Annotated in this window: 30 protein-coding genes; 20 read left to right on the forward strand and 10 right to left on the reverse strand. The window is 70.9% G+C overall.

Annotated features, from left to right (window positions below; translation table 11 throughout):
• Nucleotides 1–88 precede the first annotated feature (88 nt).
• Nucleotides 89–1,465 (forward strand): FtsW/RodA/SpoVE family cell cycle protein, encoded by a 1,377-nt coding sequence (locus ACMXN5_RS02250; RefSeq protein WP_439673749.1) that lies wholly within the window; start codon nt 89–91, stop codon nt 1,463–1,465.
• Nucleotides 1,462–2,931: a peptidoglycan D,D-transpeptidase FtsI family protein gene (locus ACMXN5_RS02255; protein ID WP_439673750.1), complete on the forward strand. Its 1,470-nt coding sequence runs from the start codon at nt 1,462–1,464 to the stop codon at nt 2,929–2,931. The genes ACMXN5_RS02250 and ACMXN5_RS02255 overlap by 4 nt, the downstream gene beginning before the upstream one ends.
• A gap of 44 nt (nt 2,932–2,975) precedes the next feature.
• Here the strand turns inward: ACMXN5_RS02255 and ACMXN5_RS02260 are convergent, their stop codons facing one another.
• Nucleotides 2,976–3,584 (reverse strand): TetR/AcrR family transcriptional regulator, encoded by a 609-nt coding sequence (locus ACMXN5_RS02260; protein WP_380000690.1) that lies wholly within the window; start codon nt 3,582–3,584, stop codon nt 2,976–2,978.
• Between the two features lie 138 nt (nt 3,585–3,722).
• Between ACMXN5_RS02260 and hpnH the strand changes: the two genes are divergently transcribed.
• Nucleotides 3,723–4,727 (forward strand): adenosyl-hopene transferase HpnH, encoded by a 1,005-nt coding sequence (gene hpnH / locus ACMXN5_RS02265; RefSeq protein ID WP_380000692.1) that lies wholly within the window; start codon nt 3,723–3,725, stop codon nt 4,725–4,727.
• 351 nt (nt 4,728–5,078) lie between these two features.
• Here the strand turns inward: hpnH and ACMXN5_RS02270 are convergent, their stop codons facing one another.
• The 4 genes from ACMXN5_RS02270 to ACMXN5_RS02285 all read right to left on the reverse strand — a co-directional run bounded on the left by ACMXN5_RS02270 (nt 5,079) and on the right by ACMXN5_RS02285 (nt 7,275).
• Nucleotides 5,079–5,276, reverse strand: a complete 198-nt coding sequence (locus ACMXN5_RS02270; protein WP_439673751.1) for a hypothetical protein — start codon at nt 5,274–5,276, stop codon at nt 5,079–5,081.
• 132 nt (nt 5,277–5,408) lie between these two features.
• Nucleotides 5,409–5,984: a hypothetical protein gene (locus tag ACMXN5_RS02275; RefSeq protein WP_439673752.1), complete on the reverse strand. Its 576-nt coding sequence runs from the start codon at nt 5,982–5,984 to the stop codon at nt 5,409–5,411.
• A 9-nt stretch (nt 5,985–5,993) separates the two neighbouring features.
• Nucleotides 5,994–6,587, reverse strand: a complete 594-nt coding sequence (locus ACMXN5_RS02280) for a helix-turn-helix domain-containing protein (protein WP_439673753.1) — start codon at nt 6,585–6,587, stop codon at nt 5,994–5,996.
• A gap of 49 nt (nt 6,588–6,636) precedes the next feature.
• Nucleotides 6,637–7,275 carry an HAD family hydrolase gene (locus ACMXN5_RS02285; RefSeq protein ID WP_439673754.1) on the reverse strand — a complete coding sequence of 213 codons (639 nt, stop codon included), beginning with the start codon at nt 7,273–7,275 and terminating at the stop codon, nt 6,637–6,639.
• 125 nt (nt 7,276–7,400) lie between these two features.
• Between ACMXN5_RS02285 and ACMXN5_RS02290 the strand changes: the two genes are divergently transcribed.
• The 5 genes from ACMXN5_RS02290 (at nt 7,401) to ACMXN5_RS02310 (ending at nt 10,505) form a co-directional block, all read left to right on the forward strand.
• Nucleotides 7,401–7,679, forward strand: coding sequence for a hypothetical protein (locus ACMXN5_RS02290; protein ID WP_439673755.1), 279 nt, complete (start codon nt 7,401–7,403; stop codon nt 7,677–7,679).
• On the forward strand, nt 7,676–7,921 hold the full coding sequence (locus ACMXN5_RS02295) for a hypothetical protein (RefSeq protein WP_439673756.1): 246 nt from the start codon (nt 7,676–7,678) through the stop codon (nt 7,919–7,921). Before ACMXN5_RS02290 ends, ACMXN5_RS02295 begins: the two co-directional genes overlap by 4 nt.
• Nucleotides 7,922–8,388: 467 nt before the next feature.
• On the forward strand, nt 8,389–8,757 hold the full coding sequence (locus ACMXN5_RS02300; RefSeq protein ID WP_439673757.1) for a hypothetical protein: 369 nt from the start codon (nt 8,389–8,391) through the stop codon (nt 8,755–8,757).
• 315 nt (nt 8,758–9,072) lie between these two features.
• On the forward strand, nt 9,073–10,041 hold the full coding sequence (locus tag ACMXN5_RS02305; protein ID WP_395786913.1) for a helix-turn-helix domain-containing protein: 969 nt from the start codon (nt 9,073–9,075) through the stop codon (nt 10,039–10,041).
• Nucleotides 10,038–10,505 (forward strand): GNAT family N-acetyltransferase, encoded by a 468-nt coding sequence (locus ACMXN5_RS02310; protein ID WP_439673758.1) that lies wholly within the window; start codon nt 10,038–10,040, stop codon nt 10,503–10,505. Before ACMXN5_RS02305 ends, ACMXN5_RS02310 begins: the two co-directional genes overlap by 4 nt.
• Nucleotides 10,506–10,565: 60 nt before the next feature.
• Here the strand turns inward: ACMXN5_RS02310 and ACMXN5_RS02315 are convergent, their stop codons facing one another.
• Nucleotides 10,566–10,820: a hypothetical protein gene (locus tag ACMXN5_RS02315; protein WP_439673759.1), complete on the reverse strand. Its 255-nt coding sequence runs from the start codon at nt 10,818–10,820 to the stop codon at nt 10,566–10,568.
• A gap of 49 nt (nt 10,821–10,869) precedes the next feature.
• Nucleotides 10,870–12,096: an MFS transporter gene (locus tag ACMXN5_RS02320; RefSeq protein ID WP_439673760.1), complete on the reverse strand. Its 1,227-nt coding sequence runs from the start codon at nt 12,094–12,096 to the stop codon at nt 10,870–10,872.
• 260 nt (nt 12,097–12,356) lie between these two features.
• Here ACMXN5_RS02320 and ACMXN5_RS02325 point away from each other — a divergent pair, with 260 nt between their 5' ends.
• From ACMXN5_RS02325 to ACMXN5_RS02360, 8 genes are all read left to right on the forward strand, one after another.
• On the forward strand, nt 12,357–13,130 hold the full coding sequence (locus tag ACMXN5_RS02325) for an acyl-CoA thioesterase (RefSeq protein ID WP_439673761.1): 774 nt from the start codon (nt 12,357–12,359) through the stop codon (nt 13,128–13,130).
• Nucleotides 13,131–13,172: 42 nt separating this feature from the next.
• The gene (locus tag ACMXN5_RS02330; RefSeq protein WP_380000703.1) at nt 13,173–13,559 is read left to right on the forward strand and encodes a VOC family protein; all 387 of its coding nucleotides are present in this window, start codon (nt 13,173–13,175) and stop codon (nt 13,557–13,559) included.
• Nucleotides 13,560–13,664: 105 nt separating this feature from the next.
• Nucleotides 13,665–14,444, forward strand: coding sequence for an enoyl-CoA hydratase/isomerase family protein (locus tag ACMXN5_RS02335; RefSeq protein WP_439673762.1), 780 nt, complete (start codon nt 13,665–13,667; stop codon nt 14,442–14,444).
• Between the two features lie 3 nt (nt 14,445–14,447).
• The gene (locus tag ACMXN5_RS02340; RefSeq protein ID WP_439673763.1) at nt 14,448–15,371 is read left to right on the forward strand and encodes an SDR family oxidoreductase; all 924 of its coding nucleotides are present in this window, start codon (nt 14,448–14,450) and stop codon (nt 15,369–15,371) included.
• 244 nt (nt 15,372–15,615) lie between these two features.
• Nucleotides 15,616–16,746 carry a magnesium and cobalt transport protein CorA gene (locus tag ACMXN5_RS02345; RefSeq protein WP_439673764.1) on the forward strand — a complete coding sequence of 377 codons (1,131 nt, stop codon included), beginning with the start codon at nt 15,616–15,618 and terminating at the stop codon, nt 16,744–16,746.
• Between the two features lie 120 nt (nt 16,747–16,866).
• Nucleotides 16,867–17,607 (forward strand): alpha/beta fold hydrolase, encoded by a 741-nt coding sequence (locus tag ACMXN5_RS02350; protein ID WP_439673765.1) that lies wholly within the window; start codon nt 16,867–16,869, stop codon nt 17,605–17,607.
• A gap of 120 nt (nt 17,608–17,727) precedes the next feature.
• Entirely contained in the window at nt 17,728–19,044 is a 1,317-nt protein-coding gene (locus ACMXN5_RS02355) for a sensor histidine kinase (RefSeq protein ID WP_439673766.1), read from the forward strand.
• Nucleotides 19,008–19,658 (forward strand): LuxR C-terminal-related transcriptional regulator, encoded by a 651-nt coding sequence (locus ACMXN5_RS02360; protein ID WP_126640582.1) that lies wholly within the window; start codon nt 19,008–19,010, stop codon nt 19,656–19,658. Before ACMXN5_RS02355 ends, ACMXN5_RS02360 begins: the two co-directional genes overlap by 37 nt.
• A gap of 174 nt (nt 19,659–19,832) precedes the next feature.
• On the opposite strand, the gene ACMXN5_RS02365 is transcribed toward ACMXN5_RS02360, so the two are convergent.
• On the reverse strand, nt 19,833–20,036 hold the full coding sequence (locus tag ACMXN5_RS02365) for a hypothetical protein (RefSeq protein ID WP_395786903.1): 204 nt from the start codon (nt 20,034–20,036) through the stop codon (nt 19,833–19,835).
• Between the two features lie 546 nt (nt 20,037–20,582).
• Between ACMXN5_RS02365 and ACMXN5_RS02370 the strand changes: the two genes are divergently transcribed.
• From ACMXN5_RS02370 to ACMXN5_RS02380, 3 genes are all read left to right on the forward strand, one after another.
• Nucleotides 20,583–22,019, forward strand: coding sequence for a hemolysin family protein (locus tag ACMXN5_RS02370; protein WP_439673767.1), 1,437 nt, complete (start codon nt 20,583–20,585; stop codon nt 22,017–22,019).
• On the forward strand, nt 22,016–23,083 hold the full coding sequence (locus ACMXN5_RS02375) for a CNNM domain-containing protein (protein WP_380000718.1): 1,068 nt from the start codon (nt 22,016–22,018) through the stop codon (nt 23,081–23,083). Before ACMXN5_RS02370 ends, ACMXN5_RS02375 begins: the two co-directional genes overlap by 4 nt.
• Before the next feature lie 93 nt (nt 23,084–23,176).
• Nucleotides 23,177–23,863 (forward strand): TIGR00266 family protein, encoded by a 687-nt coding sequence (locus ACMXN5_RS02380; RefSeq protein WP_439673768.1) that lies wholly within the window; start codon nt 23,177–23,179, stop codon nt 23,861–23,863.
• Between the two features lie 21 nt (nt 23,864–23,884).
• Here the strand turns inward: ACMXN5_RS02380 and ACMXN5_RS02385 are convergent, their stop codons facing one another.
• Nucleotides 23,885–24,646: an AraC family transcriptional regulator gene (locus ACMXN5_RS02385; protein ID WP_439673769.1), complete on the reverse strand. Its 762-nt coding sequence runs from the start codon at nt 24,644–24,646 to the stop codon at nt 23,885–23,887.
• A 108-nt stretch (nt 24,647–24,754) separates the two neighbouring features.
• Between ACMXN5_RS02385 and ACMXN5_RS02390 the strand changes: the two genes are divergently transcribed.
• Nucleotides 24,755–25,501, forward strand: coding sequence for an HAD family hydrolase (locus tag ACMXN5_RS02390; protein WP_439673770.1), 747 nt, complete (start codon nt 24,755–24,757; stop codon nt 25,499–25,501).
• Here the strand turns inward: ACMXN5_RS02390 and ACMXN5_RS02395 are convergent.
• Nucleotides 25,467–25,919, reverse strand: coding sequence for an RpiB/LacA/LacB family sugar-phosphate isomerase (locus tag ACMXN5_RS02395; RefSeq protein WP_395786898.1), 453 nt, complete (start codon nt 25,917–25,919; stop codon nt 25,467–25,469). The two genes, ACMXN5_RS02390 and ACMXN5_RS02395, sit on opposite strands and share 35 nt — an antisense overlap.
• Nucleotides 25,920–25,985 lie beyond the last annotated feature (66 nt).

Raw genomic sequence — 25,985 nt, forward strand, 5'->3', positions numbered from 1 at the left:
TAGCCCTCACGACGCTGTCACCACCGCGATACTCCCACCACCGCGACACTCCGGTTACCCACGGTCACTTGTGGGAACTCCAGAGCGCATGTCCAGATGGCGGCAGCGCAAGACGGCGGCAGGCGAGCCCCTGCCGCCGACGCGGCGCAACACCGAATTTCTGCTGCTCGTGTTCGCGGTCCTGGTCCCGGTCTTCGCCTACGCGAACGTCGGCCTGGCCAGGCACGGCTCGATCCCCCCGGACACCGCGAAATACGGCCTGGGGCTGGGCCTGCTGGTCCTGATCGCGCACATCCTGGTCCGCTTCTTCGCGCCCTACGCCGACCCGGTGCTGCTGCCGATCGCCGCCCTGCTCAACGGCCTGGGGCTGGTATTGATCTACCGACTCGACCTGGAGACGCCGAAGGTGCAGGCCGCGTCCTCGCAACTGGTGTGGTCGGCCATCGGGGTGATCCTTTTCGCGGCCGTGATGATCGCCGTGCGCGATCACCGCTCCCTGGGCAAATACGCCTATCTCGCCGCCGCCGTCGCGCTGTTCCTGATGATCGTCCCGGTCTTCTTCCCCGCCATCAACGGCGCGAAGGTGTGGATCCGATTGGGCTCGTTCTCGTTGCAGCCCGGCGAGTTCGCCAAGATCATCCTGGTCGTCTTCTTCGCGTCCTACCTCGCCGGCACCCGCGAGACGCTGATGATGATCGGGCACCGGTTCTGCGGCGTGAACCTGCCCCGTGGCCGCGACCTGGGACCGGTGCTCGCGGTGTGGCTGGCCTCGGTCGGCATCCTGGTCCTGGAGCGCGATCTGGGCACGTCCGTCCTCTACTTCGGCGCGTTCGTGGTGATGCTCTACGTGGCCACCGCCCGGATCGGCTGGATCCTGGTCGGCCTGATCCTGATCGCCCTGGGCGCGTTCGTGGTCGGCTCCGCCGAACCTCACGTACACAGCCGAGTACAGAACTGGCTGGACCCGTTCGCGAGCATCCACGCGGGCCTGGGCCCGGGGCAACTCGCCCAGTCGCTGTTCTGTTTCGCCGCCGGCGGCCTGCTCGGCGCCGGGCTCGGCCTGGGCCACTCGATCCTGGTCGGGTTCGCCGCCAAGAGCGACTTCATCCTGGCCACCGTCGGCGAGGAGTTGGGACTCACCGGCATCGCCGCGCTGTTGGTGCTCTACGCGCTCCTGATCGCCCGCGGCTTCCGGGCCGGGCTGACCGCGCCGGACGCGTTCGGCTCGCTGCTGGCCTACGGGCTGGCCGCCGTGCTGGCGATCCAGGTGTTCGTGGTCGCCGGCGGAGTGACCGCGCTGATCCCGCTGACCGGCATGACCATGCCCTTCCTCGCCCAGGGCGGCTCGTCCGTGGTCACCAACTGGGCCCTGATCGCCCTGCTGATGAAGATCAGCGACCGGGGCCGCCGCCCGCTCGCGCCGATCGAGGAACCCGTACCCCTGCCCGAGGAGGTGCGCGCGTGATCGTCACCGCCCGACGCGCCGCCGGATTCTGCCTGCTGCTGCTCCTCGCGCTGCTCGGCAACGCGACCTGGGTGCAGGCCCACAAGGCCGACGCCTACGACCACATGGAGGGCAACCGCCGTCCGCAGATCATCCGTTACCAACAACCGCGCGGCGACATCCTGGTGGCCGACGCGCCGATCACCGGATCACCACACACGGCCGAATCCTTCGACCTGGCCTACGGACGCAGCTACACCGACGGCCCGCTCTACGCCCCGGTCACCGGCTACGCCTCCCAGCTCTACGGCACCTCGCTCCTGGAGGGCGTCGAGGACGACATCCTCGCGGGCACCGATCCGCGCCTGGGCGCCTGGCCGGTGATCACCGCCGTCACCCGCAGGCGCGCCGCCGCCGGCAACGTGGCCACCACCATCCTGCCCGCCGCCCAACAGGCCGCGTTCAACGGCCTCGCGAGCACCGGCAACAAGGGCGCGGTGGTCGCCCTCGACCCCACCACCGGCGCGATCCTGGCCCTGGTCAGCACCCCGTCCTACGACCCGGGCACGGTGGCCGGCGCGAACAAGGCCGCCCGCGCCGCGTGGGCCGCGCTCGACGGCGACCCCGACCGGCCGATGCTCAACCGCGCGCTACGCGAGACCTATCCCCCCGGCTCCACGTTCAAGGTGGTCACCGCCGCCGCCGCGCTCGCCTCCGGCACGGTCGCCGATCCCGACGAGCCGACCAGCACCCCCGACCCCTATCCGCTGCCGGAGACCCACACCCTGCTCGGCAACGAGGCCGAGGGTTGCCGCAACGCCTCGCTACGCTACGCGCTGACCGTGTCCTGCAACACGGTCTTCGCCAAGCTCGGGGTGGACATGGGCGCCGAGGTGATGCGCCGTCAGGCCACCGCGTTCGGCTTCGACGACCCCAAGTTGCGGATCCCGGTCGCGGTCACCCGCAGCGTGTTCCCCAAGAGCCCCGATCGACCGCAGACCGCGCTGTCCTCGATCGGCCAGTTCGACACCCGCGCCACCCCGCTCCAGATGGCGATGGTCGCCGCCGGCATCGCCAACGACGGCGAGGTGATGCGCCCGTACCTGGTCGAACGGCTCACCCGAGACGACGGCAGCACCGTACGCGGCACCGAGCGACGGACCCTGGCCCGCGCCGTCCCCGCGTCGGTGGCCCGCCGACTCCAGCGGATGATGCAGGACGTGGTCACCACCGGCACCGGCGGCAACGCCCGGATCGACGGCGCGATCGTCGGCGGCAAGACCGGCACCGCCCAGCACGGCGAGCACAACCGCGCCGTGCCCTACGCGTGGTTCATCGCCTACGCCAAGCCGAGTCCCGACGCGAAACCCTCCGTCGCCGTCGCGGTCGTCGTGGAGGACGGCGCCGCCGACCGCGCCGACATCACCGGCGGCGGCCTCGCCGCCCCGATCGCCAAGGCCGTGATGACCGCCACCCTGTCCCGATGACCGCCCCGCACCCCGCGCCCCGGCCGCGACGAACCCGCCCCCGCTCAGCTCTTCCGCAACCCCGCCAACACCCGGTCGATGACCTCCCCCACCTCGCGCCGCGCCACCGCCGGATCGGCGGCACGCGCGGTGTACAGGCTCGCCTCCGAGATCAACGAGGCCAACAACCGAGCCAGCGGCGGCACCGGCAACTCGTCGATCTCGCCGTTGTCCATCGCCTGCCGCAACCACGCCGCGAGCAACCCGTGCCCGTGCTCGTCCACCAGCGCGTCCCACGACCCGGGCCCCAGCACCGCCGGGCCGTCCACCAGCACGATCCGCTGGAAGTCCCCGGTCGTACACACATCCAGGAACGACTGGAATCCGTGTCGCAACTGATCCCAAGGTTCACTCGGATGGTCCTGGGCATGACTCATCTCGTGGGCTACGAGCGCCTCCGCCGCCTCGGCCGCGACGGTCTCCATCACGGCGCGGAACAGGTCGGCCTTGTCCTTGAAGTGGTGATAGAGCGCACCCCGGGTCACCCGGGCCTGCGCCACGATCTCCTCGGTACCGGTCTGTGCGTAGCCCCGGGTCGCGAACAATTCGCGGGCGGCGGCCAGCAGGGCCGCACGGGTGTCTGCGACATGTTGTGCCCGACGCGTGACCGCCATACAACCCCCACGTGACGTACAGCCTGTATGTTGAAGATGTTGTCATCATCGGGCACCCCCGGGCAACGACGCCACGCCGAGCACGGTTTCAGCGGACGCCGACGCCCCCGGGTACGGGGATAGAGAGGTGCGACGGTCATGGGCCTGCCGCTGAACCTGGCTGTGAAAATCGGTACGCATCTGGTCAAGCAGAAGATCAAGCGCGTGGACAAGTTCGCGATGATCGTGGAGGTCGAGCCGCTCTTCGCGTGCAACCTCAAGTGCGGCGGGTGCGGCAAGATCCAGCAGCCGCACGACGTGCTGCGCAAGCGCATGTCGGTGGAGCAGGCGGTGGCGGCGGTCGAGGAATGCGGCGCCCCGATGGTCTCGCTGGCCGGCGGCGAACCGCTGATGCACAAGCAGATCGACCTGATCGTCGAGGAACTGCTCAAGCGCAAGAAGTTCGTGATCATCTGCACCAACGCGGTGCTGCTGCCCAAGCACCTGCACAAGTTCAAGCCGAACAAGAACTTCGCGTGGATGGTGCACATCGACGGCCTGCGCGAGAAGCACGACCAGGCGGTGGCCAAGGACGGCGTCTTCGACGAGGCCGTGGCCGCGATCCGGATGGCCAAGGCGGCCGGATTCCAGGTCTACACGAACAGCACGTTCTTCAACACGGACTCCCCCGAGACCATCGTCGACGTGCTGGACTTCCTCAACGACGACCTCAAGGTCGACCGGATCCAGATCTCCCCCGGATACGCCTACGAGAAGGCGCCGGTACAGAACCGCTTCCTCGGCGTCGAGCAGACCCGCGCGTTGTTCAAGGCGGCCTTCTCCGGCGGCAAGCGCAAGAAGTGGCGACTCAACCACTCCGCGCTGTTCCTCGACTTCCTCGAGGGCAAGCGCGATTTCGAGTGCACGCCGTGGGCGATCCCGTCCTACTCGCTGCTCGGTTGGCAGCAGCCTTGCTACCTCATGGGCGACGGCTACGTGCAGAGCTACAAGGAGCTGCTCACCGACACCGAGTGGGAGAACTACGGTCGGGGCAAGGACCCGCGCTGCGACAACTGCATGGCGCACTGCGGCTACGAGCCGACAGCCGTGCTGGCCACGATGGGTTCACTCAAGGAAAGCCTGCGCGCGGTGGTCTCCGGCTGACACCGCGTAGTCGCCGCCGGCTCCGATCACCGCAGGGCCCCGCCGTCGCGCATCGCCGAAGGCAGCCAGTGGGGAAATAACGTGGGTGATCGGTTCGGAACGTCTCGGTCACGATGGCTCCGGCGGTGGGTGGGGGGTCTGCGGTGCCGCGTGTGGTGTCCAGCCCAGCCGTCCGGGGGTTGGCTACGGCCGGGCCTGAGTCCGGGGCTCGGCGGCGACTGAGGCACCGCCGAGCCGGGTTGTCCGCCGTCCGCTGTGGACGGCCCGGGAGCGGCCCGACGCCGGGGGGAAGCGCGGCGGGCCGGAGGCCGCGTGCGGTCCTGAGCCGCAGCGGTGGGAGGGGGCGGCTCGTCAGCCGCCGGAGTTCGAGAACCCGCCGCGCGATGCAGCGACCCGGTACAGCAGGTAGCGCCTGATCTCGCTCTGGAGGGCCACGAGTTCGTCGGCCGTCAGGTTCAGCGGCGCGCGGTCCGGAAGAGCCACACGCATCGGACGGTGCGGGTCGTCGGACGGGCCGACGTGAACGGTCACAGGCTCGGGCTCGGACATGGTGCCCCCAGCGCATGATCAGCAATGGATGACGACACCCGCCGAACCGAACGGCCCGGCAGGTCTGCACACCATCCATGCTGACCTGCGAGAAAGCCCCTAAGTGACACAACCTGTGTCACCGCGTGGCACTCAGATCGCGTGCGCCCATTCCGCATAGCCGAGCAGCGAGTCCGTCGACGACCGCTGCAACCGAACCAACGTGGCCAGGACATCGCGGACCTGGGGATGCTCGCGCACATGCTGTGGGGCGATCTTTCGCGCGATCTGCAACGACCCGAAGGCATCCTCCCGCCGGCCACGCCAGAGCTGCGCTTGGGCGAGGTCGATATAGAAGTGGGAGCGACGCTCCGCCGGGAGATCCTCGCCCGGCTTCCACTCGCTCGCCAGCTCCAGCACCGCCTTGCCGTCGCCCAGCTCGATCGCCGCCGACGTCTTGTGTACTTGCAACGACGACGGACCCACGGCCGTGCCGCAGTAGATGCCCTCGGGGATCGGCGCCACCAGCGCTTGGGCCTCGTCCATGTGCGCGCGCGCCACGTCGGGCCTGCGCATACGTGCCGCGACGACGGATGCCCTCATATGCAGTGCCACGCGTGCGGCGCGCAGAGGGATGCTTCGCGGCGGCGGCGCCGCGTCGATGGCACGCTGGAGTGCGCGCAGTCCGAGGCCGAGGTTGCCCGACACGAAGAACAGCTCGGTGCGCACATAGGCGGCCTAGGCGGTGTGCACCTCGTCGTCGGCCTGCGCGGATGCCCACCGAACCAGCTCGACCAGGCGGCCGGACAAGTCGAAGTGCCCGTGCTTGTACGCCACCGCATCCGCTGCCCGGTACGCGGCGGCCGGCAGACCGGCCGCTTCGCTCCGTCCCGGCTCCGGCAGTACACGGACGGCCCGCGCCAGCTCGGTCAACAGGTCCGGCAGGGTCTGCGCGAGGCGGACGTACTGCGACGCCACGCGCCGCTCGACCGCCGTATCCACCGCTTGGCGCAGCTCCGGCAACGGTCGGATCGGGCCGTCTTCCGGTATGTCGTAGGCATCGATCGCCGCACGCATCGCGGGCAGCGCCGTGTGCACCCGGCTGTCCGTCATCCCGCCGATTCCGAGCAGGCGGTTGACGTCGATGCCGAGGGTGTCGGCCAGAGCCGAGAGTACGTCGTCGGACGGGTGCCGCGAGCCCTGCTCGACCTTGCGGAGCATGCTCAGCGACAGCCCTGCGGCGTTGGCGAGTTCGAGCTGTGTCATTCGGCAGGCGCCGCGGGCAAACGCGACCCGGGTGCCCAGGCCCGTGGTGCGCGAAGGGGTGGCCACACCCGCACGGTATCTGCGCCCGCGCAATCGGGGCGTCGAATCACGCCGACTACCGCCCGATCAGATTCACGATTTCCGACAGCGAATCGACGGTCCAGTCCGCCCGGTTCACGTTGGCATCGTTCGCCCACAGGTAGCCCCAGGGGCCGCGACGCACCAGCGCCGTCCGCAACCCGGCCGCCCGGGCCGGGACATGGTCGTTCGCCGGGTGATCGCCGACGTACAGGATCTCGTCCGGCTCGCCGGCCGCCCACTCGATCACGCGGGCGAAGAACGCGGGATCGGGCTTGGCCACCCCCCATTCCTCCGAGACGACGAGGTCGTCCACCGGCAGTACCAGGCCGCGCAGCAACTCGCCGGCCCGCCGGGTCTGATTACCGGCCACGCCCACCCACGCACCGGCGGCGCGCAGAGCGGAGAGCGCGGGTCGCACGTCCGGGTACAGGTCGGACTCGTCGAGCACCTCGCCGACTCCGGCCGCCTCGCTCGCAGCGCGCTCCGCATCGAGGTCCAGCCCGGGCCGGATGAGGCGAAGCGCTTCCGCATTGTTCATACCGAGCGCGGTCACCGCACCGACCAGGGCGGACATCGTGTGTGGCGGAACGTCGAGCCAGGTTGCCCAGCGCCCCCAGAAGCGGACATCACTGGTGAGGGTCTCGCCAACGTCGAACACGACGCTCCTGATCATGGCGCCAGGCTAGGAGACGACCAAGCCGATCGATAGCCCGGCCGCGCAGGGCGCACCGCCCGGCGCGTGCTCCACCCAAGTGCGCTCGCTTCCGATCACGGCCACTCCGATGCCACCCTGGAAACATGCCCATCGCGCACATCCGCGGCAAGGCCGTCGTCCTGCCCGACACCCTCGACGAGATCCGTGCCGGCCTCCCCGTAGAGCGGCGCGCCGAGTTCGACCGCGTCATCGGATCCACGCCGCTCCGGCAGATCGCCCAGGTCGCCCTGTTCGACTTCGCGATGCCCGAGGCCGGACACCGGGAATCCGACGAACAGATGGCCCGCATCCACGCCGGCGACTACACCGGCGTCACCGAGGCCGACGGCAACCCCTATCGGCCACCGGAGGCATCCGAGTGAGCTACTACGTGCAGTACACGGATCTCGCCGAACGCGGCCTCTCCGGCCTGTCCTCCACCGACCGCTCCGCAATCAAACGCCAGATCGAGAGCACCGTCGGCCGTGACCCCTACGGCCATGGATCCTCGCCGATCCGCGGCAACAAGGAGCGCCGGTCCACGTCCCTTTCCTCGGTGGTCTTCGAGTACGAGGTGTCCGCAAGCGTGCTGACCATCACTGTGCTGCACGCCGTCCCCTGGTAGACCGACCACCCGAACGCCGGCCTCACCCACCACGGCCGGCATGCGGGGCGTCTACGACAGGGTCACCGTCGACATGCGCCGGCGCCTGCTCGTCTGTCTCGAAGAACGGTACTGGGCCGCCCGATTCCGGGTCTCCGGCGAGCGACCGCCGCTGCGTCACCGGAACCCCCGGGCTCCGACGCCACGAGCACAACGCCAGCGAGGCACAAGTCGCCCCGGGCGGAGGAATTGGGAGGCTCGGGCACCCCTCACCGGCGCCCGAGCCACCACAACCTGATGAAGCGTGAGCGTAGCGGAAGCCGCGTTGACACGTGTCGCATGGGGGGCGTCCAAACCAAATCTTGACCCTTTTCTGCACGTGAACACTGGCGTGTCGGGTAGCTTCGTCCCGCCGTCGGCCCACCACGGGGCCGGGGCGACACCGCGAGGCGCGTGTTCCGCGGGGTTCGAAATGGGGGCTTGTCCAGATGGTTCAACGTTTTCTTCGGCGTCTTGCCGGTCCGATCCTGCTCGCCGTATTCGCGGCGGTCCTGACCGCGGCGCCCGCGCAGGCCGCGCCCGACCGGGCTCAGGTGCGTCAGGTCTCGTCCGCCTCGACGCAGACCTCGACGATCTCGACCGGCGTGTCGACCGGTGTGCACACGCTCGCCGACGCCTCCGCTCGAACCACCACTCAGCGGGCCTCGGTTCCGCAGCTGCACCCGACCAAGAAGACCAAGAAAAAGAAGAAGGGCTTCTTCAAGAAGGCCGGGAAGTTCATCTTCGCGATCATCGGCATCATCGTGCTCGCGATCATCCTCTACTTCGTCTGGCGCGCCCTCAAGCGCCGCAGCTGATCGAGCTCACGAAACACCACGCGCGCCCGGCCGGGTCCCCCCGTCCGGGCGCGCGTTTCGCATGTCCGGCCCCGTGCCGGACCGCATCAGTGGTGCCACGACGGGGACTTGCCCCCATCGCGCGTATCGGCCGACCGCCCCAGGGCGGACAGCACACCGAGAATCGCCGTAATCACCAGGAAAATCGTCAGAACCGTCATACCCCGAGCATGCCATTTGCTTGCACATGCATCGAGTGGCTGGACTGCCTGATTACCGCAACATCCTGCCACTCGCACCCTGTCCTCACGATCATCGCGCCGGCATGCTGGTCGCATGCTGCGCAATGTGGTCGTGATCGTCCAGGACGGGGTCGCACCCTTCGAACTCGGGGTGCTGTGCGAGGTGTTCGGCATCGACCGAAGCGAGGAGGGCTGCCCGGTCTACGACTTCGCGGTCTGCGCGGTCACCCCCGGCCGGGTGCGCACCAAGGCCGGCTACGACCTGTACGCCGAACACGGCCTCGACCGGGTCGCCGACGCCGACCTGATCGCCATCCCGGCCGCCGTCGAGCACGACGAACGGGTGGCCTCCGACCCGGTGCTCCTGGACGCCTTGCGGGCGGCCGAGGCCCGGGGCGCGTGGATCATGAGCGTGTGCACCGGCGCGTTCACCCTCGCCCGGGCGGGCCTGCTCGACGGCCGCCGCTGCACCTCGCACTGGAAGTACACCGACCGCCTGGCCCGGCTGTTCCCCCGGGCCGTGGTCGAGCCGGACGTGCTCTACGTCGAGGACCGCCGGGTGATCACCAGCGCCGGCACCGCCGCCGGCATCGACGCCTGCCTGCACCTGGTCCGGCTGGAGGACGGCAGCCGGGTCGCCAACGCGATCGCGCGCCGCATGGTCGTACCGCCGCACCGCGAGGGCGGCCAGGCCCAATACATCGCCCGCCCGCTGCCCGGGCCGACCGGCAGCCCGCTCCAGGCCACGCTCGCCTGGATGACCGAGCGCCTGGCCCGGGACCTGACCGTCGAGCGTATGGCCGAGCACGCGCTGATGTCCCCGCGGACCTTCGCCCGCCGCTTCCAGCAGGAGACCGGCACCACGCCCTACGACTGGCTCATCGCACAACGGGTGCTGCTCGCCCAGGAGTTGCTGGAGGAGACCGCGTTGTCGATCGACGCGGTCGCGGAGCGCTCCGGTTTCGGCAGCGCGGCGACGCTGCGCCACCATTTCCTGCGCCGCCGAGGCACCACGCCGCAGAACTATCGCCGGACCTTTTGCCCAGGGAGCGCCACCGCATGACCGCACCGACGATCCGCGCCGCCCGCGCCGACGACTACGACGCCATCGTCGCGGTCGTCGACGACTGGTGGGGCCGGCCGATGACCCCCGCCCTGCCCCGCCTGTTCCTGGACCACTTCCACACCACGAGCCTGGTCGCCGAGGACGTCGACAAGCTCGGCGGTTTCCTGATCGGCCTGCTCTCGCCCTCGCGTGTCGACGAGGCGTACATCCACTTCGTCGCCGTCCGCCCGGACCTGCGCCGATCGGGCCTGGCGGCCGAGCTGTACGAGCGCTTCTTCGCGCTCGCGCGGGCGGCCGGGCGGGTCCGGGTGCGGGCGATCACCGGTCCGGGCAACACCGGTTCGATCCGCTTCCACACGACGATGGGCTTCACCGTGCACGGACCGGTCGCGGACCTGGACGGGCCCGGTCGGGACCGGATGCGGTTCGAGCGGAGCCTGGATGTCGGACCGGGCGCGTAGCCTTCGAGGTTCGACGGTCCGGTCCGGCACCCTCTTGCCCCTGTCCGGCCCGGACCGTCGTCAGGACAGCCGGGCCGCGGCCCGCAGCGCGCGCATGACCTTGAACCGGTTCGGCCCCAGCACCATCATCGGGTGCGCGTGCAGCGCGTGTATGGCGTTGCGCTCCGCGCGCACCGCCGCCGACCACTGCCGGGTCAGTTCGGCGTCCAGTCGCCCCGGGTTCTCGCGCGCGAAGGTGATGACCGCCTCGGCCGCGTGGTCGCGGTCCCGCTGAAGGGCAATCAGCTCCGCCGGGATTTCCGCCGCTTCATACATGCGGATCATCGTAGGTGGCCAAATGCCCGACACCTAGGACATGCGTCCGTCACATATGCCGCGAATCCTCCGGGGCGGTCGCCGACGTCGCCTCCGCCGGCGGTCCCGTCTCCCCACGCCCCGCCGCGCAGTACAGCGCGACCGCCACACCGAGCACCGCGGCCCCGAGCAGGATGAGCCGATAGTCCACCACGACCAACAGACCCGCCACGCCGAGCACGGCGAACGCGGTGGGCGCGAACATGATCGTCCCGGCCGTCGCCGCGACCCGGCCCACCAGATGCGTCGGCGTCTCCCGCTGCAACACGGTCATCGCCGCCACGTGCACCGCCGGCAACCCGAACCCGTTCAGGACACTGCCGGCCGCCACCGCGGGCAACCACGGCAGCGCCCGCAGCCCCACCGCGATCGCGAACAACACCAGGCCGAGCACCGCGAACCCCTTCGCGCCCAGCCGCCGGATCAGCGCGCCGGCGGCCAGCCCGGCCGCCACCGAACCCGCGCCCTGGGCCATGTACAGCACCCCGGCGAACTCCGGCGACCGGCCCAGCCCCTCGTCGACCACGGCGTAGACCGCCCCGCCGCTGATCCCCGACACCACCATCGCCAGCCCGCCGGCGACCACCAGCCGGCGCAGCGGCCGGTGCGCCCACAGGTGGCGCACCCCTTCCGAGGTCTCCGCGACCCATCCGGTCGCCGGCCGCTCCCGCGCGGGCTGTTCGAAGCGCATCAGCATGAACACCCCCGCCGCGAGCACGAACGTGCCCGCGTCGAGCAACGCGACGGTGTGTCCGCCCGACCACGCGAACAGACCCGCGCCCGCGAGCGGGGCGATCAGTTTCATGCCCTCGGAGGCGCTGAGCCGCAGCCCGTTCAGATCGCCCAGGATGCCGGGCGCGACCGCCGCGGAGAGCGCGGTCGACTCCCCCGCGTCGATCAGCACGAAGCCGAAGCCGTAGCCGAGCATCACCGCGAACAGGATCCACACCTGCGCCTCGGACCGCACGGCGAGGGTGGCGGTGAGCAGTACCGCGAGCATCGTGTTGACCACCACGAGCAGCCGTTTGGCCGGCCATCGGTCCGCGAACGCGCCGAGCACCGGGCCGATCAGGCTCGGCGCGAACACGCCGAGTGCCATCAGTGCGGCGATGCTGTCCGATCCGGTGAGCGTCTTGGCCCAGACCCCGGCGACCAGGGTCATCGCGCTGCTGCCGAAACCGGAGATCACCACCCCGCTCAGATACAGGCCCGCGTTGCGGTCCCGGAGCACGTTCATCCCACTCCACGCCACGCTTCACCACGCCCCTCGTCGTCGGTGTCGCGGCCGTCATTGCTCTACTTGCAGCCATGAGCAGCGCCGTCAGCCGATTCGTCGCAGAAGTTGAGCCCACCAGACTCAGGCCCGAGAGGGCCGAGCGTAGTGGACCGGAGGCCACCGAAGTTGAGCCTTCCGCACTCAATTCCGAAAAACTTGAGCCCAGCGGACTCAAGTTCGACTATTTCGAAGGTAAAAGTCCCGATCCGGACGCGTTCCGAGTGTTCGGCGGTTGGCTCGCCGCCCAGGCCCTGGCCGCCGCCGGGGCCACCGTCGACGCGGACCGGGTGCCGCACTCGCTGCACGCCTCGTTCCTGCGGCCGGCCGACGCGACGCTGCCGCTGACCTACCGGGTCACCCGGACCCTCCAGGGACGCACGCTGAGCCACCGTCGGGTCGACGTGCTCCAGGGCGACAGGATCGTCGTACACCTGGTCGCGTCCTTCCGGGTGACCCGCCCCGAGAGCCCGTTCGACCACTCCCCGAGCGCGCCCGCCGCGCCCGACCCGCACACACTGCCCACCCTGGAACGGCTCCTGGACACGCTGCGCGGTCCGCTGCGCCGGCCGGGCCTGGTCCGGTACAACCCGATCGACATGCGCTTCGTCGACCCGCCGACCTGGGCGGACGAGACGTTCACGGCCCGCCCGCCGCACAACGCGCTGTGGTGTCGCACCGACGGCGAACTCCCGGACGGCCCGCTGCTGCACGCGTGCGCCGTCGCCTACGCGACCGACCTGACCTTCCTCGACGCGCTGGTGCTGCCGCACGCGGACACCCTGGCCGGACGCTGGATGCCGCGGGCCAGCCTGGACCACACGATCCGCTTCCACCGCCCGTTCCGCGCCGACGAGTGGTGGTTGTTCGACCAGGAGGGCACCACGCTGCACGGCACGCACGGCACGGTGCACGGTCGGTTGTTCGACGCTGCGGGAAAGCTGTTTGCGACGGTCGGTCAGGAGGCACTGTTCGGCGAGCCGGTCGAACACCGGTAGCCGGGCCGCCGACGGCCGGTGGCCCCAGCCGAAGGAGTTCGCATGTCGCAGCTCGGATTGCAGGTCGGAAAGGTCTCGCTCAACGTCAGCGACCAGGACGCGGCCAAACGTTTCTGGGTCGAGAAGATGGGCTTCGAGGAGGTGCTGGACACCCCCATGGGCGAGGCCGGCAGCCCGCGCTGGATCGAGGTCCGCGCCCCCGGCGACGGCATCACGCTGATCCTGTTCAGCCAGCGCTTCGACATGGAGAAGGTCGGCAGCCTGAACAACGTCCTGTTCACCTGCGACGACCTGCAACGCACCTACGCCGAGCTGAGCGCGAGGGGCATCGACTTCCCGGACAAGCCCGCGCAGCAGGAATGGGGTTGGTGGGCCACCTTCCGCGACAACGAGGGCAACTTCTACGGCCTGACCCAGCGCAACCCCTGACCGGGCGCCGCCGCCCGCGCGGCCGACTGTGATCTTGGCCGCTTGCGCGGCCCCCGGGCCAACGCCTCTCGATTCCTGTGCACCGTTGGGATATCCCAGGGTGTCATGGCGGACAAGCTGCTCCTCGACTACGACGGTCCGATCGCGACGATCACCAACAACAACCCAGACCGGCACAACGCGTTCGACGACGAGATGGACGCGCTGCTCTGGCGCATCCTCGGCGAACTGCGGCAGCGCCCCGAGATCCGGGCGGTGATCTGGCGCGGGGAGGGCAAGTCCTTCTCCTCCGGCCGCGACGTGTCCTCGATCGGCGGTCACCGGGTCGAGGACACGCACCACGAGTTGATGACGCGCGGCCATCGCGGCATCCAGCAGCTGTTCGACCTGGACGCGCCGGTACTGGTCGCCTGCCGGGGCTGGTCGATCGGCGCGTCCTTCCAGCGTGCGCTGCTGTGCGACATCCGGGTCGCCACCGAGGACGCCCGGTTCATGCTCCCGGAGACCACCCACGGGGTGATCCCGGACACCGGCGGGGTGGCCCGCCTGTTCCAGATCTGCGGCCACGGGGTGGCGGCCGACCTGGTGCTGACCGGGCGCCCGATGGACGCCGCCGAGGCGTACGCGCACGGCATCGTCTCGCGCGTGGTGCCCGCCGACGCGCTGGACGCCACTGTGCGCGAGATGGCCGAGCGCATCGCCGCCGCGCCGGCCGTGACGATCAAGACCGCCCGCCGGACGCTCGCCCGGCTCGCCGAACCCGCGGTGCGCGCCTCGATGGCCGACGAGTTGATCGCCCAGACCTTCGTCAACAAGTCGGACGACTACGCCGAGTTCCGCGCCGCGCGCGCCGAACGGCGGCCCGCCCACTACACGGGGAGCTGACCCATGACCGAGACGACCGGGACGACCGGAACGAGCGGGGCCTCCGACGGCATCATCGGCCTGCCCGAGCCGCCCGCCCTCGGCGCGAGCGCGCTGCCCGCCGGCACCTACGCGGGCCGTACGGTCCTCGTCACCGGCGGCGGCACCGGCCTGGGCCGGGCGATCGCCCTCGAATTCGCCCGCCTCGGCGCGAACCTCGTCGTCGCCAGCCGCAAGGAGGAACACCTGGCGGCGGCCCGCGAGACGCTGGCCGAGACCGGCGCGAAGGTCCGCACCGTGAGCTGCGACATCCGCGAGCCCGAGCAGATCACCGCCGCCTTCGACGCGGCGGTCGAATCCTTCGGGCCGCTCGACGTGCTGATCAACAACGCCGCGGCCAACTTCCCCGTACCCGCCGAGGAGATGTCGCCCAACGCCTGGCGCACGGTCGTGGACATCACCCTCAACGGCACCTACTTCTGCGCCCGCGAATTCGCCCGCCGACACCTGGCGGCGGGCACCCCCGGCTCGATCGTCAACATCGGCGCGTCCTACGCCTGGACCGGCGGCCCCGGCTTCGCGCACAGCGCGGCGGCCAAGGCGGGCGTGAAGAACATGGTCGAGACGCTCGCGGTGGAGTGGGGCCCGTACGGGATCCAGGTCAACGGCCTGGTCCCGGGCCTGTTCCCGCACGAGGACATGACCGCCGACATCAAGGGCAACCTCGCCGGCACACACGACAAGGACCCGTGCCAGCCCGCCATGCGGGTCGGCCGGCTGCGCGAACTGGGCTGGGCCGCGACGTTCCTGGCCTCGCCCTACGCCCGCTTCGTCTCCGGGCACACCCTGGTCGTGGACGGCGCCAACTGGCAGCGCCGCGGCCTGGTCAACCCGCCCGTGGTCACCGTGCGGCAGCAGATGGGCAAGGGGCCGTTCGTGCTGCCGTAGCCCGACTCCGGCCGGGCCGGGGCGCCTCGATCCGCCCCGACCCGGCCGGTTTCCGCCGCAGCCCACCCGGCGCACGCCCGACGGATCCCCACGGGCCCAAACCGGGCGATGCCCTGAATGGCATACATACGCGATATCTGCGCGGAAATATGGACAATACGAAGGAGAGCCGACCGCGACTCCCGGCGCGAGCGGCCCGATGTGGTGTCCGTGCTCGTCGCCGCCCAGTGTCCCGGAGCCCCGCATGTCCGATCGGCGTCTGCCCTTCCGCGCCCGCAGGCACGGCACGCCCGAACCGCCCGAGCGCTCGATGGACCCCCGGGCGGCGGACACCCCCGAGCCCCCGCCCGTCGAGCACAGCCTGATCGACACGGCGATCTACGTGGAGGGGGTACGCGTCGCCTCGCCGACCACCCTCGCCGACACCTACCGCGAATTGCACGCCCGCCCGGGCGCCATGGCCTGGATCGGCCTGTACCGCCCCTCCGAGAGCCAACTCCTCTCCGCCGCCGAGGAGTTCGACCTGCACGCGCTGGCCGTCGAGGACGCGATCGTGGCCCACCAGCGCCCCAAGCTCGAACGCTACGGCGAGACCCTGTTCGTCGTCCTGCGCGCCGCCCGCTACCTCGACGACGTCGAGGAGGTCGACTTCGGCGAGTTGCACGTCTTCCTCGGCCGCAACTTCGTGGTCACCGTCCGCCACTCCGAGTCCCCCGACCTGTCCGCCGTGCGCCGCTGGGCGGAGGAGCGGCCCGAACTCCTGCGCCAGGGTCCCGAGGCGGTGCTCTACGCGATCCTGGACAGCGTCGTGGACGCCTACGCCCCCGTCGTCGGCGGACTGCAGAACGACATCGACGAGATCGAGGCGGAGGCCTTCCTCGGCGCCCCGAACGTCTCCCGGCGCATCTACGAACTCTCCCGCGAGGTGATCGAGTTCCAGCGCGCGACCCGCCCGCTGCTGCTCATGCTCGCCGACCTGTCCACCGGCTTCGACAAGTACCACGTGGACGAGGAGCTGCGCCGCTACCTGCGCGACGTCCAGGACCACGCGACGATCGCGGTGGAGCGCGTGGCCGGCTTTCGCCAACTGCTCGAAGGCATCATGCGGGTCAACGCCGTGGTGGTGACCCAGGCCCAGAACGAGGAGATGAAGCAGCTCACCGCGGCCAGCAACGCGCAGAACGAGGAGGTCAAGAAGATCTCCGCATGGGCGGCCATCCTGTTCGCACCGACTCTGATCGGCACCGTGTACGGGATGAACTTCGACCACATGCCCGAACTGCACTGGGCGTACGGCTACCCGTACGCGATCGGCCTGATGCTCGTGGTCTGCGTCGTCCTCTACCTGATCTTCAAGCGCCGGAACTGGCTCTGAGGCACCGGAAACCCCCGACGCGTGCCGTTCCCGACATCAAACCTGTCGCGATCTGTCAGGTACACGCGACAGGATCCTGATCGCAGGACGAACACCGAACCACGATCGAGGAGCATCACCATGGCGAACATCGTTCTCGTGCCCGGCTACTGGCTCGGCGCGTGGGCCTGGGACCGGGTCGCCGAACCGCTGCGCGCCGCCGGCCACGAGGTCGTCGCGATCACCCTGCCCGGCCTGGAGCCCGACCGCACCGACGGGACGGGCGTCGACCTGGCCGCCCAGTCCCGGGCCCTGGTCGACGAGATCACCACGCGCGACCTCACCGACGTGGTCCTGGCCGCCCACTCGGGCGGCGCGTTCGCCGCGTACGAGGCGCTGGACCGGATCCCGGAGCGGATCGCCCGCATCGTCTACGTGGACGCCGGCCCGGTGGCCGCCGGCGTCTCGTTCGTCGACCTCCAGGAGCCCGAGGAGCGGGCCCGGATCGAGGCCGAGGTCGCCGCCCGCGGCGACGGCCGCTACGTCTACCCCTGGGACCCGGCCGCCGACCCGGTGATGCTCGACGGCCTGTCCGACACCGACCTCGCCGAACTGCGCGCCCGCGCGATGCCCCAGCCGTACGCCGTGGCCGCGAGCGCGCAACAGGTCGCCGACCCGGCCCGGCTGCGGGTGCCGGCCCACCTGATCACCTGCCTGTTCCCGGCCGAGCAGGTCGAGGCCATGATCGCGGCCGGGCACCCGTTCATGGCCGAGTTCGCCGCGGCCGAGCAGCGCACGGTGCACAGCCTGCCGACCGGTCACTGGCCGATGTTCTCGCGCCCGAAGGACCTCTCCGAATTGTTGTCCGACATCGCCGGCTGACCCCGGCTCCGGGGTGGGCCCAGGCCCACCCCGGTTCGGGGTGCCTCCCCCGTGACCTGCCCGGTCGGCGCCCGACACACTGATGACACCAGCAGTCAGGCAGATCCACGGGAGGACCCCATGAGCACGCTCACGCCAGACAGAGCCGCCCCGCCGGCCACCCGGTGGCGGCTCGGCTGGGCGCTGCTGTGCGCCTGGCGCGGCTTCGCTCTGGTCTTCCTCTCGGTCCCCGCCCTCGCGCTGTTCATCACCTGCGTCGTGTTCATGGCGCTGCTGCCGATAGGCGTCGGCCTGCTGTTCTTCTTCCCCCTGATGCTGCTGTTGCGCGCCACCGCCAACGTGACCCGCAAGGCGATGCGCTCGTGGGCGCACGTCCCGATCGACACCCCGTACCGGCGGCTGCCCACGGGCGGCGGCGTGACCGGGCTGTGGGCGCGCACCAAGCGCATGATCACCGAGGCGGCCACCTGGCGGGACCTGCTGTGGGCCCTGCTCTACCTGCCGTCGAGCCTGCTCATCGCGTGCTTCCCGATGATGCTGATCGTCAACGGCCTGCACGGCGTGCTGATGCCGTTCCTGTGGGAGGTGGCCTACCGGCACGTCGACGACGCGCAGTGGTACACGTTCATCAAGGTCGACAGCCTGCAGCGGGCCGGCCTCGCGGCGCCGTGGGGCCTGGTCCAGGTGGCCGCCGGCCTCGCCCTCGCGCCCTGGTTCGCCCGGGTCAACGGTCTGTGGAACCGCTCCCTGCTCGCCCCCACCAAGCAGGCCGAGTTGGCGCTGCGGGTCCAGCACCTGACCGAGAGCCGGACCGACGCGGTGGACGCCTCGGCGGCCGAACTGCGCCGGATCGAGCGTGACCTGCACGACGGCGCGCAGGCCCGCCTGGTCGCGATGGGGATGAACCTGGGCGCCGCGGAGGCGCTGATGAAGACCGACCCCGACGCGGCCCGCGTATTGCTCGCCGAGACCCGCGAGGCGTCCGCGAAGGCGCTGCACGAACTGCGCGACCTGGTCCGGGGCATCCATCCGCCGGTGTTGTCCGACCGGGGCCTGGCCGACGCGGTGCGCGCGGTGGCCCTGGAGAGCCCGCTCGACGTCAACGTCAACGTCTCGCTGCCGGGCCGGCCCGAACTCCCGCTGGAGTCCGCCGCCTACTTCGCGGTCACCGAGGTGCTGACCAACGCGGCCAAACACTCCGGCGGCCGGCACGTGGAGATCGATCTCACGTACACGGACGGCTCGTTGCGGATCACGGTCACCGACGACGGCGAAGGTGGCGCCGATCTGATGAAGGGCACGGGACTGCGCGGCATCCAGCGCCGACTCGATACATTCGACGGGACGCTCGCCCTGCACTCCCCGGTGGGCGGCCCGACGACTGTAATCATGGAGCTGCCGTGCGACTTGTCCTCGCGGAAGACCTCGCCCTCCTGAGGGACGGGCTGGTCCGCCTGCTCCAGGCGCACGGCTTCGAGATCGTCGCGGCCGTGGACAACGGGCCCGAACTGCTCCGGGCCCTGGTGCAGCACAAGCCGGACGTCGCGGTGGTCGACGTCCGGCTCCCGCCGACCTTCACCGACGAGGGCCTCCAGGCCGCCCTGGAGGCCCGCCGACAGGTCCCGGGGCTGCCGATCCTGGTGTTGTCGCAGTACGTCGAACAGCTCTACGCCCGCGAACTGCTCGCGGACGGCACCGGCGCGGTGGGGTATCTGCTCAAGGACCGCGTGTTCAACACCGACGAGTTCGTGGACGCGGTCCGCCGGGTCGCGTCGGGAGGCACCGCGATGGACCCCGAAGTGATCTCGAAGCTGCTCGCCCGCAACGTGCGGGACAAACCGCTGGCCCAGCTGACCCCACGCGAACGCGAGGTCCTGGAGCTGATGGCGGAGGGATGCTCCAACGCGGCCATCGCGGGCCGCCTGTTCGTCTCGGAGGGCGCGGTGAGCAAACACACCACGAACATCTTCGCCAAGCTGTCGATCGACACATCGGACGAAACGAACCGTCGTGTCCTGGCGGTTCTGGCCTACCTCAACGGAACCAACTAGGCGAACCCCCACGAACCGCCGGCGACGTCACGAGCGGGCGATCACCCCACGGTGGTCGCACCGGCTCGGCTCGGCCCGGGACGGCGCAGGGGCGACCCACCCGTGCAGTACGGAGGGGCCGTGACGGGCGAAAGGCCCGGTGGGCCGGCGCCCTCGTCGTGGCTCGCTCGGCGATCAGGAGCCGGCGGTCAGGCGCAGCAGGCGGTCCCGCTCCTCCTCGACGATGCGTTGGGCCCGGAGGACGACGGCCTCGGGCACCCCTTCGGGCAGCTCGCCGAAGTCGCGGAATCGGCGGAGGTCGCGTGGACGAACGCCGGTGATGTCGTAGGCCTTCAACGCGGCGAGCGACACGGCGTAGTCGTCGAGTGTGCGAGGCATGGTCTCCTTCTCGCGCGCTGAGAGGTCCGATCCGGGCGCCTCGGGCGAGCCGGCGTTGGCCGGATCAGGGCTGCTGTCGTACACGCTGCCCCCGTCTGATGTTGTCAACGTCATTGCGGCGGTGCGGGTTCCCGGTACCAATCTTCCGGACGGGAGGGCGTGGGTCGCTCCCCCGTACGGATGAACTTCGCGACGCCTGTGGCAGGAGGCGCGGATTTTCGCTACTTCCCCCGCCGCGGTGTGTGCTTCGCACACCCCCGACGGGCCCTCATCACCTCACGGTGTTCGAGGACGCACAGATTGTCATGACGCGGGGTGGAAAGCCAAGCATCTTTTGATACTGGTCCGAATCCGACCCCTCTCGTCCGCATCATCGCCCGGCTCGGGGGAACAAGGGCGCGCGATGATACGTTCGGCGTGGTAAGTGTTTGACCCTGAATTGCCCGTTGAGCAAGGAGCGTGTGTGTCCGCCCAAGAGACGGACCCCCCTAGTACCGGTCCCTCCCGAGACTGTGATCGAAGCCGCGACGTCCGGGAGGCGGTCTCATGACCGCGGCTCTGGGCATAGCCGCGATCGTCGTGCTGACCCTCGGTACCGGTTTCTTCGTCGCCCAGGAATTCGCCTACGTGGCGGCCGACCGGAGCCTGCTGCGTCGTCGCGCGGAGGCCGGTGACAAGGCCGCCGCCCGGGCGATGACCGTGATGGGGCGACTGTCGTTCATGTTGTCGGGTGCCCAACTGGGCATCACCGTGACGGCCCTGCTGGTCGGTTTCATCGCCGAGCCCGCGTTGGCCGCCGTGATCTCCCCCCTTCTCGAACTGGTCTCGGTGCCCGACGGCGCCGTCCCGGTGATCGCCCTCGTCCTCGGCTTCGCGGTCGCCACCGCGATCCAGATGGTGCTGGGCGAGTTGGTCCCGAAGAACTGGGGCATCGCCGAGCCGGAGCGTGTCGCCGTCCTGCTGGGCCGGCCGACCATCGTGTACCTGAAGGTCGCCGGCCCGCTGATCCGGCTGTTCGACACCCTGGCCAACCGCATCGTGCGCTCGATCGGCATCGAACCGGTCGAGGAGTTGCACGGCGGGGCCACCACCGAGGAGCTGGCGCACATCGTCGACGAGGCCGGCCGGGACGGCGACCTCGACCCCGGTCTGTCCGGGATCCTGCGCCGCGCGATCGCGTTCGGCGACCTGACCGTGGACCAGGTGATGGTGCCGCGACCGGACGTGGTCCGGGTCCGCGCCGAGACCACCGCCGCCGAGCTGATCGAATTGGTCGCCGAGCGCGGCCACTCGCACTACCCGGTGGTCGGCGAGCGGGTCGACGACGTCCTGGGCGTGGTCGGCGTGGCCTGCCTGCTGGAGGTGGCCCCCGAGGACGCCGCGCACGTCACCGCCGGATCCATCGCCCGCCCCGCGCTGCTCGTCCCCGACACCGCCGGGCTGGCCTCGCTGCTCGAACAACTGCGGGCCGCCAACGAGGAGTTCGCGGTCGTCCTGGACGAGCACGGCGGACTCGCCGGGATCGTCACCTACGAGGACGTGGCCGAGGAACTGGTCGGCGAGATCGCCGACGAGAGCGACAACGAGGACCCCGTCGACACCGAGCCGGAGGACGGCTGGTGGCGCCTGGACGCCGGACTGCGGGTGGACGAGACCGAGCGGATCGTCGGCGCCGAGTTGCCCGACGGGCCGTACGACACCCTCGGCGGCCTGGTCATCGCTCACCTGGGTCGGCTGCCCGAGGTGGGCGACCGCATCCGGGTCCCCGACCCCGACGAGGTCCGCGCCGGACGCTCGGCCGAGGAGGACGACGAGCCGATCCGCTACACCGAGATCGAGGTGCTGGCGGTCGAACGGCACGTGCCGGCCCTGGTCCGGCTTCGCGTGCTGACCTCCGAGCCCGCGTTCCCCCGCGACATTCCCGAATGGAGCGCCGATCGGCGCTCCGGAGACCCCACACGCGCCACAGAGGTGACCGCATGACCCCGTCCCTGGCCTCCGGTGGTGGCCTGGGCTCGATGGAGCTGGGCCTGTGGCCCGCCCTGGCCGTCACGGTCGCGCTGCTCGTGGGCAACGCGTTCTTCGTCGCCGCCGAGTTCGCGATGGTCGCCGCGCGGCGGCACCGCCTGGAGGCGCTGGCCGCCGAGCGCAAGCGCGGCGCCAAGTCGGCGCTGGCGGGCGTACGGGAGTTGTCCCTGATGCTGGCCGGTGCCCAGTTGGGCATCACCATGTGTTCGCTGGGCCTGGGCATCGTGTCCGAGCCGGCCATCGCCACCATGCTCGACCCGCTCTTCGACGCCGTCGGCATGCCGGCCGCGGCGGGGCACGCGGTGGCGTTCGCGATCGCGCTGGTGGTCGTGGTGATCCTGCACATGGTGTTGGGCGAGATGGCGCCCAAGTCGTGGGCGATCGCCGGCCCCGAGAAGGTCGCGCTCGTCCTGGCCCCGTCCTTCCGCGGCTACACCCGCGTGGTGCGGCCGCTGCTGCGCGCGATGAACGGGGTCAGCAACGCGATCCTGCGGCTGGCCCGGATCGACCCCAAGGACGAGTTGTCGCACCCCAAGGACGCCGAGGGGCTGCGCCGCCTGGTAGGCGAGTCCCGCCGGCTGGGCCTGATCGACAACGCCTCGCACGACGTGCTCTCGGGCACGCTGCGCACGCACACCGAGCCGCTGGCCCGGCTGATCGTGCCGACCGCCGAGATCGACTCGGTGCCGGCCGACGCGGGACCGGAGGAGATCGCCGCGGTCTCCCGCCGCAACGGCCGCAACCGGCTGCTCGTGCGCGGCGAGGACGGCACGCTGTTCGGGGTGGTGCACATCCGCAAGGTGCTCACCTCGCGCACCCAGGCGTCCGGGAACACCGCCGGCGAACTGGCCACCGCGGTGCTCACCCTCACCGTGGACACCCCGATCCAGCGTGCCGTGGCCGCCCTCCAGGAGCGCCGCGCGTCCCTGGCCCTGGTTCACGCCGCCGACGGCACCCTCCTGGGTCTCGTCGGCCTGGACGACCTCCTGGGCAGCGTGCTGGGCGCCAGAGCCGCGTGACCGCGCCCCGGCCGGACCCGATCGGGTGACACCGGTCGGCCGGTCGGGTTGCTTTGGTCGGGGGCCGGGGGCGGGACGTGTCACGTTCGCCGCATGAGAGTCGACGTCAGACACGGTCCCGCCTTCGCCGCCGCGCGCTGCCTGCTCGATCCGGGCGAGGCGATGCGGGCGGAATCCGGCGCGATGATGGCGCACAGCGCGGGCGTGGAGATCACCGCCAAGGTCGAAGGCGGCATCATGCGCGGCCTCAAGCGCAGCGTGCTGGGCGGGGAGTCGTTCTTCCAGACCACGTTCACCGCGCCCGCGCGGGGCGGGTGGGTGGACGTGGCCACCGCGCTGCCCGGCGACATCGCCAACGTCACCCTCACCCCCGACGTGCCCGAGTTCCTACTCACCCGGACCAGTTGGCTCGCCAATTCCGCCGGGGTGCACATCGACACCCGGTGGGGCGGACTGCGCAACCTGGTCGGCGGCGAGGGCGGGTTCCTCGTGCACGCGTCCGGGCAGGGAGAGGTGATCATGGGCTGCTACGGCGCGCTGGACGTGCTGGACCTGGAGGCGGGCGAGCAGGTCGTGATCGACACCGGCCATGTGGTCGCCTACGCGCCGACGATTACCTTCACCACCCGTCGGGCCGCGCGCGGGCGCACGATCGCCTCGGTCACCTCCGGCGAGGGTCTGGTCTTCGACTTCACCGGGCCCGGCCGGGTGCTCACCCAGACCCGCAACCCGTCCGCGTTCGCGTCGTTCGTCGCCGGTCTGCCGGGCGTACGCAACTGAGTGGGGACGGCCGGCGGCGGCTCATCCCGACGCGCGGTGTGCCCCCGGGGTGTGGCCGAACGCGCGCCGGAAGACGTCGATGAACGCGCTCGCCGAGGACCACCCGCAGCGGTGCGCCACAGTGGTCACCGGTACGTCCTCGGCAAGCAGGACCAGCGCGTGGTGCAGGCGGGCCTGGGTGCGCCACTGCGGGAACGTCATGCCCACCTCGGCCGCGAACAGCCGGGTCAGCGTGCGCTCGCCCGCGCCCACCGCCGCGCCCAGGGCGGCGAGTGTGCGCTGATCGGCGGGATCGGCCCGCAGCAGCGCGCAGACCGCCACCAGGCGCGGATCCCGGCCGCTGGGCAGGTGCAGCGCCTGCCGGGGGCTGTGCCGGAGCTGGTCCAGCAGAACCGCGAGGATGCGTCGCCCCTCGTCGGTGTCCACGAGGTCGGGGCGGCTGTAGGCGATGATCAGCTCGCGCAGCAGCGGGCCGACGGCGAGCACCGCGGGGCGGGCCGGGTCCAACGGGTCGGCATCGGCGGGGATGCCCACCGCGTGCAGCACGGTCCGCCCGTGCGCACGGTGCCGGTGCAGGGTGCCGGCCGGGATCCACAACGCGCGGGTGGCGGGCGCGACCCAGGTGCCGGCGTCGGTGCTCACCGACAACACGCCCCGACCCGCGTAGACGACCTGGTGCACATCGTGCCGGTGCGCCGTCACCCCACCCCCGGCCGGCAGGTGACGGGTGTTCGTGCTCAGCCCGGTGGGCGGCTCGGCGAGGGGTCGGCGGGAAATCGGCATCGCCCGGCAGGCTATCGCGGGCCCGCCGACGACGCCGCCCCGCACCGACCCGGCCGCGACGGTGCGCGGAGCGGTGTAAGCCGCTCGCGGATCGGGGACCGGCCGGGCATGAACGTACGCGCCCTGGCCGTGGACTTCGGGGGCACCCTGGCGGTCCCCGGACCCAACCCCGACGGCCGCGTCGTCCTGGAGGTGCTGCGCGAGTTGCCGGGCACACACGTCCCGGACACCTTCGTGGCCGCCTACGACCACGTGCACCGGATCACCCGCGAGGGCGACCGGGTCCGGGACACGCACACCTCCTTCGCCACCGAGATCCACTGGGCCGCCCGGTTGTGCGGAGCGCGGGTCCCGGACCCCGAGGCGGCCCTCGAACCGGTCTTCGAGCGGGTCCCCGACTCCCGGGTGATCCGCCGGGCCGCCGAGGCGCTGCTGCGTATCCGGGCCCGCGGCGACCTGGTCTGCGTCCTCGCGTGCGACACCCAGCGGCCCGAGTCGGTACGCCGGCGCACCCTGGCCGAGGCGGGCATCGAGGACTGCTTCGACGCCGTCGTGCTCTCCTGCGCGATCGGCCTGCGCAAGCCGCACCCGGACTTCTACGCCGAGGTCGAACGCGCCTGCGGCGTCCCGCGCGAGGGGATCATGTTCGTCGGCAACACCCCGAGCAAGGACGCCACCGCGCCGCACGTGTACGGGATGCGCGCCGTGCTGATCGCACCGACCGGGCGCCCGCCGGGCCTGGCCGCCGCGATCGGGGTGATCGGGCGCTTCGCCGAGCTGCCCGACCACCTCGATCGCACCGCCGCCGAACGGCCCACGCTCAGCGGCGGATCTCCGCCACGTGCTCCACGTTGAGCACGTCCGCGACGTCACGGCTCGGCGCGGTCGCGAACCACGCGTCCAGGATCTCCATCAACACCGGCCCCGAGGTCAGCCGCATGCTCAGCGCCAGCACGTTCGCGTGGTTCCAGCGCCGCGCGCCGGCCGCCGTCTCCGCGTCCGAGCACAGCGCCGCCCGAATCCCGTCCACCTTGTTCGCCGCGATCGACGCACCGGTACCGGTCCAGCAACACACGATCGCCTGATCGGCCCGCCCCGCCGCCACCTCGCGCGCGGCCGCGGCGCTCACCGGGGCCCAGTCGTCGGCGAACTCGGGCTTGTGCGCCGGGTCGAAGGCGCCGAACGGCAACACTTCGTGGCCACGCTTGCGCAGTTCGTCGGCGAGGTACAGGCCGCAGCCCTTGATCTGGTCGGCCGAGATCGCGATGCGCATCGGATACTCCCTGGTCGGTGCTTCGTCTGGTCGGTGGTCGGCGCCTTGTCGGCACCGGGTGTGAGA

Origin of the sequence: Embleya australiensis (assembly GCF_051903075.1) — a bacterium.
In the GTDB taxonomy this organism is placed as follows: domain Bacteria; phylum Actinomycetota; class Actinomycetes; order Streptomycetales; family Streptomycetaceae; genus Embleya.